The organism is Streptomyces sp. NRRL B-24572, from assembly GCF_002156145.1.
In the GTDB taxonomy this organism is placed as follows: domain Bacteria; phylum Actinomycetota; class Actinomycetes; order Streptomycetales; family Streptomycetaceae; genus Streptomyces; species Streptomyces vietnamensis.
Window position 1 is genome coordinate 1 of sequence record NZ_MWIG01000754.1, and the last position, 6,188, is coordinate 6,188.

The following is a 6,188-nucleotide window of genomic DNA, read 5'->3' on the forward strand; positions in this document are numbered from 1 at the left end:
GTCCAGGACGTGGTCCCGGAGCGCCGTCGGCGACCTCCCGCTGGACATGCTCAAGAGCCGTTTGCTCGCCATGTGGGAGGAAGAGCGGTTCCCGGAGGCGGCACGCGAACTGACCGAGGCGGCGTGGTCGCGACCGGTGGAGGAGGTGATCGAGCTGTCGGACTGGCTGGAGGAGCGCGGCGCGGCGATGACGCCGGAGACGTTCGTCGCCGATGCCGGACGGTTGCGGCCTCTGGAAGAGGCACTGGCGTTCGCTCCGGAGGCGGTCCTCGACTGGCACCCCCGGATGCGCGACCTCGGCCGTCTCGACCTGGTCGGCTTCCCGGAGGTGGCGGCGTGCGTCAACGGGTGGCGCCGCTCAAGATTCAAGTAGCCTCCGCCGGCACTCCGCCACGTCGAAGTCCCCCGGCGGGTACTTCGGATCCAGCGCCTCCAGGTGTTCGAGGAGCAGTTTGCTGATCGCCCAGTTGCGGTACCACTTGCGGTCCGCCGGGACCAGGTACCACGGGGCCTCGTCCGTCGTGCAGCGTTCGAGGGCGATCTCGTACGCCTGCCGGTACTCCGGCCACAGCGCCCGCTCCTCGATGTCGCCGGGGTTGAACTTCCAGTGCTTGTCGGGGTTGTCGAGGCGACTGAGGAGCCGGTCGCGCTGTTCCTCGTACGAGAGGTGGAGGAAGACCTTGACCACGGTCACCCCGTCCTCGGCGAGGGACTTCTCGAACCGGTTGATCTGGCCGTAGCGGCGGCCGATCAGGCGGCGAGGGACCAGCTCCCGGACCCGGGCGATGAGGACGTCCTCGTAGTGCGAGCGGTCGAAGATGCCGATCTCGCCCGGCTGGGGGAGCACCCGCATGATCCGCCAGAGGAAGGGGTGGTTCTGCTCCTCCCGGGTCGGCGCCTTGAAGGCGTGGATGCGGCAGCCGGACGGGTTGAAGAGGCCGATGACGTGCTTGACCGTGCCGCCCTTGCCACTGGTGTCCATGCCCTGGAGGACGAGGAGCAGCCGCCGGCGGTCGCCGGCGGTGCTCGCCGCGTACAGGCGCTCCTGGAGCTCGGCGAGGCGCGGCCCGAGGGCGGCGGTGGCGGCCAGGCCCGCCGTCTTGTCGGCGGGGCCGGCCGGGGTCGCCCTCGCGTCGTACGAGTCGAGGTCGATCCGCTCGCCCTCGGGGATGCGGAGGACGTCACGGAGGGCGGGTTCCGGCGCCTTCCGCTTCTTCCCGCCGTCCTTCTTCGCCACCTCGGGCCCCTTCCGCCGCGCCGCTCGTCCTCTCCCGATCCTGCGACGGAACCCGGGCGCCCGCTAGTCCGGCCGCTTCAGCACCACGGGCCCGTCACCGCGAACGTCGTGCCGGGCGTGTAGCAGTTGACGTACATCGTCGAGCGGTCCGGGGAGAAGGTGACGCCCGCGAACTCGCCCCACTCCGGGGCCTCCGGCGTCCCGATGTTCTGGGCGCCCCGGGCCACCGCGTACACCTCGCCCTCCGTGCTCACCCCGAAGACGTGCTGCGCCCCGTTGCCGTCCTCGCAGACCATCAGGCCTCCGGTCGGTGCCAGGCAGATGTTGTCCGGGGACTCGCCGGGCAGCTGGACGTCGGTGCTCGGGCCGAAGACCACGACGAGGGTGAGCCGGCGCCTGTGCGGCTCGTACTTCCACACCTGGCCGAAGTGCGTGGCCGCCGAGCCGTCCTTGGCCCGGGCGAAGGAGGACACGAAGTAGACGGCCCGTCCGCCCCAGTAGCAGCCCTCCAGCTTCTGGGCGTGCGTGATGCCCCTGGGGCCGAAGTCCTGGTGCCGGATGGAGGTCGACGTCGCCAGCGGGTCCGGTACGGGGACCCACTCGATGCCGTCGAAGCGGGCGCCGGTCTCCTGGACGACGGAGAGGTCGGGGACGCCGGGCACCCGCATGGCCTCCAGGGCGCCGCCCGCGCGCAGCGAGCCGGTGCCGCCGAGCGGCTTCTCCGGCAGGAAGCGGTAGAAGAGGCCGAAGGGCCGTTCGAAGGCGTCCTCCGTCTCGTACACGATGCCGCTCGCCGGGTCGACGGCGATCGCCTCGTGCTGGAAGCGGCCCATCGCGGTGAGCGGGACGGCCCCGGTGCGGTGCGGGTCGGCGCCGTCGACCTCGAAGATGAAGCCGTGGTCCTTGGTGTAGCCGTTGGTGCCGGCCCGGTCCTCGGTCTCCTCGCAGGTCAGCCAGGTGTTCCAGGGGGTGGGGCCGCCCGCGCAGTTGACGGCGGTCCCGGCGATGCCGACCCGCTCGCCGAGGACGTTGTTGCGGCCGTCGAGTTCGAGGACCGTACAGCCGCCCTTGCCGGCCGGGTCGTACGTGAGGCCGGGGACGGTGGGGACGGCGATCTTCCCGGTGACCCGGTTCTCGTGGTTGCGGACGAGGTGCACCCGGCCGCGCCGGCCGGCGAAGGCGCCCATGCCGTCGTGGTTGCTGGGGACGGGGCCCTCGCCGGAGCGGAGCGGGTCGCCCATCCGGGAGAGGACCTTGTAGCGGAAGCCGGCCGGGAGGTCGAGGAGGCCGTCCGGGTCGGGTACGAGGGGACCGTAGCCGCCCCGGGCCGGCGGGGCCGCCGCGGCGGTTCCGGCGAAGAGTTCGGAGAGGGCGCCCGTGAAGGCGATCCCGGCGACGGAGGCGCCGGTGCGGGAGAGGATCTGACGTCGTGTTGCGGACATGAGGCAACAACCCACTTCCTGTTGGCGGACAGGACGGATGCGATGTGACGTGTGACCCGCATGTGTGTATCACGCACGGTGGTGACAGGAGAACCATGCGGGCCACAACTGCCTCATGTGGCGCGGAGACTGATCCGGCGTCAGGCCAGTTCGGCGGTGAGGGTGATCGTCGTGCCCGTGAGCGCCTGGCTGACCGGGCAGTTCTTCTTCGCGTCCTCGGCGAGCGCCTGGAACTCGTCCGCGTCGAGGCCGGAGACCGTGCCGCGCACGGTGAGGTGGATGCCGGTGATGCCCTCGCCCGGCTGGAACGTGACGTCGGCCTTCGTCTCCAGGCGCTCGGGCGCGTGGCCCGCCTTGGCCAGACCGTTCGAGAAGGCCATCGAGAAGCAGGAGGAGTGCGCGGCCGCGATGAGCTCCTCGGGGCTCGTCTTGCCGTTGGGCTCCTCCGACCGGGCCGGCCAGGAGACGTCGTACGAGCCGAGACCGGAGGAGTCGAGGGTGACGACGCCGGAGCCCTTGAGGAGGTCGCCCTGCCAGACGGTGTGGGCGTGACGCACGGTGGCCATGGTGGATCCCTTTCGATCGGGTACGGCCACCAAGCTACTGCGCGACGAGGCCCTTCGCGTCGCGGGCGAGCGCGGTGAGCCGGGAGATCGCCCGGAAGTACTTCTTGCGGTAGCCGCCGTTCAGCATCTCGTCGCTGAAGAGCTTGTCGAAGGGGAGTCCGGAGGCCAGCACGGGTATCTCGCGGTCGTACAGGCGGTCGGCGAGGACGACGAGCCGCAGGGCCGTCGACTGGTCCGGGACCGGCTGGACGTCGGTGAGGCAGACGGCGCCGAGGTCGTCGGTGAGGGCGCCGTACCGGCTCGGGTGAACCCTGGCCAGGTGTTCGAGCAGGTGCGGGAAGTCGTCGAGGGAGGCGCCGGGCGTCGCGTACGCGGTCTGGGTGACCACCTGGTCGGAGTACGGGGAGGGGGCCTCGGGCAGACCGCGGTGGCGGTAGTCCTCGCCGTCGATCCGCAGCGGCCGGAAGTGGGCGGAGAGGCCCTGGATCTCGCGGAGGAAGTCGGCGGCGGCGAAGCGGCCCTCGCCGAGCTTGCCCGGGAGCGTGTTCGAGGTGGCGGCGAGGGCCACGCCCGACTCGACGAGCTTGCCGAGGAGGCTGGAGACGAGGACGGTGTCGCCCGGGTCGTCGAGCTCGAACTCGTCGATGCAGAGGAGGCGGTGTCCGCTCAGCGTCTGCACGGTCTGCTGGAAGCCGAGCGCGCCGACCAGGTTGGTCAGCTCGACGAAGGTGCCGAAGGCCTTCAGTGCGGGCTCCGCGGGGGTCGCGTGCCACAGCGAGGCCAGCAGGTGGGTCTTGCCGACGCCGTAACCGCCGTCCAGGTAGACCCCGCGCGGGCCGCTCGGGGCGGCCGGCTTCTTCGCGAACCAGCGGCGCTTCCCGGCGCCGGTGGCGTGCGCCCCGCCGAGGCCCTCGGCGAAGGAGCCGAGGACCTTGACGGCGTCCGTCTGGCTCGGCTGGTTCGGGTCGGGGAGGTACGTGTCGAAGCGTACGGAGTCGAAGCGCGGCGGCGGCACCATCTCCGCGACGAGGCGGTCGGCGGGGACGTGGGGCTCTCGGGAGCAGAGCGAGAGCGGGGCCGCTTCGGGGGAAGCCGCTTCGGTGAGGGCACGGGTCGACACAGTTCCCCACTGTAAGCGCCGTGTCAGACTTCGATCATGCGCCAGCTCTTCCCTGTGACGGACATGACAGCCACTGCCGACCGGGAGTGGTCGCTCGACGCCCTCGCGGACGCCTATGCGTATCCGGAGGGCGACGATCCGTGGCTGCGGGCCAACATGGTCTCCTCGCTCGACGGGGCGGGCCAGCACGAGGGGCGCTCCCAGCCCCTCTCCTCCGAGGCGGACATGCGGATCTTCGGGATCCTGCGCGGGCTCGCCGACGTGGTCGTGGTGGGTGCGGAAACGGTGCGCCTGGAGGGCTACCGACCGGCCCGCGCGCGGGAGGCCTTCGCGGTCCGCCGGGCCGCCGCCGGACAGGGCCCGGCGCCCGTGATCGCCGTGGCCAGCGCCTCCCTGAACCTCGACTTCTCGCTGCCGCTCTTCACCGAGCCGCTGGTGCCGACCCTGGTCCTCACGGGGGCCGCCGCGCCCCCCGAGCGGATCGAGGCCGCCCGGGCGGCGGGCGCCGTGGTGCTGATCGCGGGCGACGGGCCCGGGGTGGAGCCGGCCCGCGCGGTGGCGGCGCTCGCGGAGCGCGGGCTGCGCCGCCAGCTGACCGAGGGCGGGCCCCGGCTGCTCGGCCAGTTCGTGGCGGCGGAGGTCCTCGACGAGCTGTGCCTGACGGTCTCGCCGACGATGACCGCGGGTGACGCCCAGCGGATCGCCGGAGGGCCTTCGGTGGCCGTCCCGACACGCTTCCAGGTGGCTTCCGTCATGGAGCAGGACGGCTTCCTCTTCACCCGCTACCGTCGCATCTGACAATCGGCGGAATTTGTCGTTCCGCTTACCGTCCGCTGGGCACACTTACTGTCGCAGACCCCGTGCGGGCACGGGGAAGGATGGTTTCCGCAGAAGGGCTCCTGAGGTGTTCACAAGCGTTCTGATGATCGAGAAGCCCCTCACGTCCGTCGACGTGGAATTCGTCACCACCCTGCACGGCGACGAGGGCATGTCCTTCATCGTCCTCATGCAGCCGCGTGGTGACCAGGCCGATGTACTGCTGCGCGCCATCGACGACGTCGCCATGGGCGAACTGAAGGAAGCCGCCCACGAGGGCGACGAACCGGAGGGCAAGGAGGCCCGGCCCGTGGCCGAGCGGGCCCTGGAGGTCTCGCTCCAGGCACTGAGAAACGCCGGCTGCGAGGCGGTCGGCCAGGTCGTCGAGGACCACCCGCTCGACAAGATGAAGGCGGTGGTCGACGAGTCGGGGGCGGACGAGGTGATCGTGCTCACCGCCCCGCACTACGTGGAGGAGTTCTTCCACCGGGACTGGGCCTCCCGGGCCCGCCACAAGGTCGGGGTCCCCGTCCTGAAGCTCTTCGCCCACAGCGAGTAACGGCAAGGCCGGGTCCGCGCCCCGTGCAGGGGGTGCGGACCCGGAGCCGTCGCGGCGCCCCGTGCGGGAGGCGCGGACCCGGCCCCGCCGACCGCCGGGACCCCGGCCGGAGCCACTAGGCTGGGGGCTTCCAGAACCACACACCCCGGGGAGAGATCCGCATGGCACCCGCCATCCCTGCCGCCATGGAACGGCCGCACTTCATCGGCATCGGCGGTGCCGGAATGTCGGGCATCGCGAAGATCCTCGCCCAGCGCGGCGCCAAGGTCGCGGGCAGCGACGCCAAGGAGTCCGCGACCGCCGAGTCGCTGCGCGCCCTCGGCGCCACCGTGCACATCGGCCACGCCGCCGAGCACCTCGCCGACGACGCCTCCGCCGTCGTCGTCTCCAGCGCCATCCGCGCCGACAACCCCGAGCTGGCCCGCGCCGCCGAGCTCGGCATCCCCGT

The 6,188-nt window shown here is 71.8% G+C and carries 8 protein-coding genes; 4 read left to right on the top strand and 4 right to left on the bottom strand.

What is annotated here, in order from left to right; all coding sequences use genetic code 11:
* Nucleotides 1-373, top strand: a 373-nt coding sequence (locus CCN56_RS35120) for a hypothetical protein (RefSeq protein ID WP_218779483.1), incomplete at its 5' end; no start/stop codon positions are given.
* On the opposite strand, the gene CCN56_RS35125 is transcribed toward CCN56_RS35120, so the two are convergent.
* From CCN56_RS35125 to zapE, 4 genes are all read right to left on the bottom strand, one after another.
* Complete coding sequence (locus CCN56_RS35125; protein WP_086831838.1) at nucleotides 359-1,237, bottom strand: PPK2 family polyphosphate kinase; 879 nt, start codon at nucleotides 1,235-1,237, stop codon at nucleotides 359-361. The genes CCN56_RS35120 and CCN56_RS35125 overlap by 15 nt on opposite strands.
* Nucleotides 1,238-1,314: 77 nt before the next feature.
* Nucleotides 1,315-2,679 carry an alkaline phosphatase PhoX gene (locus CCN56_RS35130; RefSeq protein WP_086831839.1) on the bottom strand — a complete coding sequence of 455 codons (1,365 nt, stop codon included), beginning with the start codon at nucleotides 2,677-2,679 and terminating at the stop codon, nucleotides 1,315-1,317.
* 140 nt (nucleotides 2,680-2,819) lie between these two features.
* On the bottom strand, nucleotides 2,820-3,245 hold the full coding sequence (locus CCN56_RS35135; RefSeq protein WP_086831840.1) for an OsmC family protein: 426 nt from the start codon (nucleotides 3,243-3,245) through the stop codon (nucleotides 2,820-2,822).
* A gap of 34 nt (nucleotides 3,246-3,279) precedes the next feature.
* The gene (gene zapE, locus CCN56_RS35140) at nucleotides 3,280-4,365 is read right to left on the bottom strand and encodes a cell division protein ZapE (RefSeq protein ID WP_086831841.1); all 1,086 of its coding nucleotides are present in this window, start codon (nucleotides 4,363-4,365) and stop codon (nucleotides 3,280-3,282) included.
* Nucleotides 4,366-4,401: 36 nt separating this feature from the next.
* On the opposite strand from zapE, the gene CCN56_RS35145 reads away from it, so the two are divergent.
* The 3 genes from CCN56_RS35145 to CCN56_RS35155 all read left to right on the top strand — a co-directional run.
* Nucleotides 4,402-5,163, top strand: a complete 762-nt coding sequence (locus CCN56_RS35145) for a pyrimidine reductase family protein (RefSeq protein ID WP_086831842.1) — start codon at nucleotides 4,402-4,404, stop codon at nucleotides 5,161-5,163.
* A 106-nt stretch (nucleotides 5,164-5,269) separates the two neighbouring features.
* Nucleotides 5,270-5,740 (top strand): indole-3-glycerol phosphate synthase, encoded by a 471-nt coding sequence (locus tag CCN56_RS35150; protein WP_086831843.1) that lies wholly within the window; start codon nucleotides 5,270-5,272, stop codon nucleotides 5,738-5,740.
* Between the two features lie 161 nt (nucleotides 5,741-5,901).
* A partial coding sequence (locus tag CCN56_RS35155; protein ID WP_256962342.1) for a Mur ligase domain-containing protein occupies nucleotides 5,902-6,188 on the top strand: 287 nt, incomplete at its 3' end.

Bases quoted from the DNA above. Each gene is read 5' to 3' on its own strand.
- CCN56_RS35145 (WP_086831842.1), top strand. From the start codon at position 4,402: ATGCGCCAGCTCTTCCCTGTGACGGACATGACAGCCACTGCCGACCGG.
- CCN56_RS35135 (WP_086831840.1), bottom strand. From the start codon at position 3,245: ATGGCCACCGTGCGTCACGCCCACACCGTCTGGCAGGGCGACCTCCTC.
- CCN56_RS35130 (WP_086831839.1), bottom strand. From the start codon at position 2,679: ATGTCCGCAACACGACGTCAGATCCTCTCCCGCACCGGCGCCTCCGTC.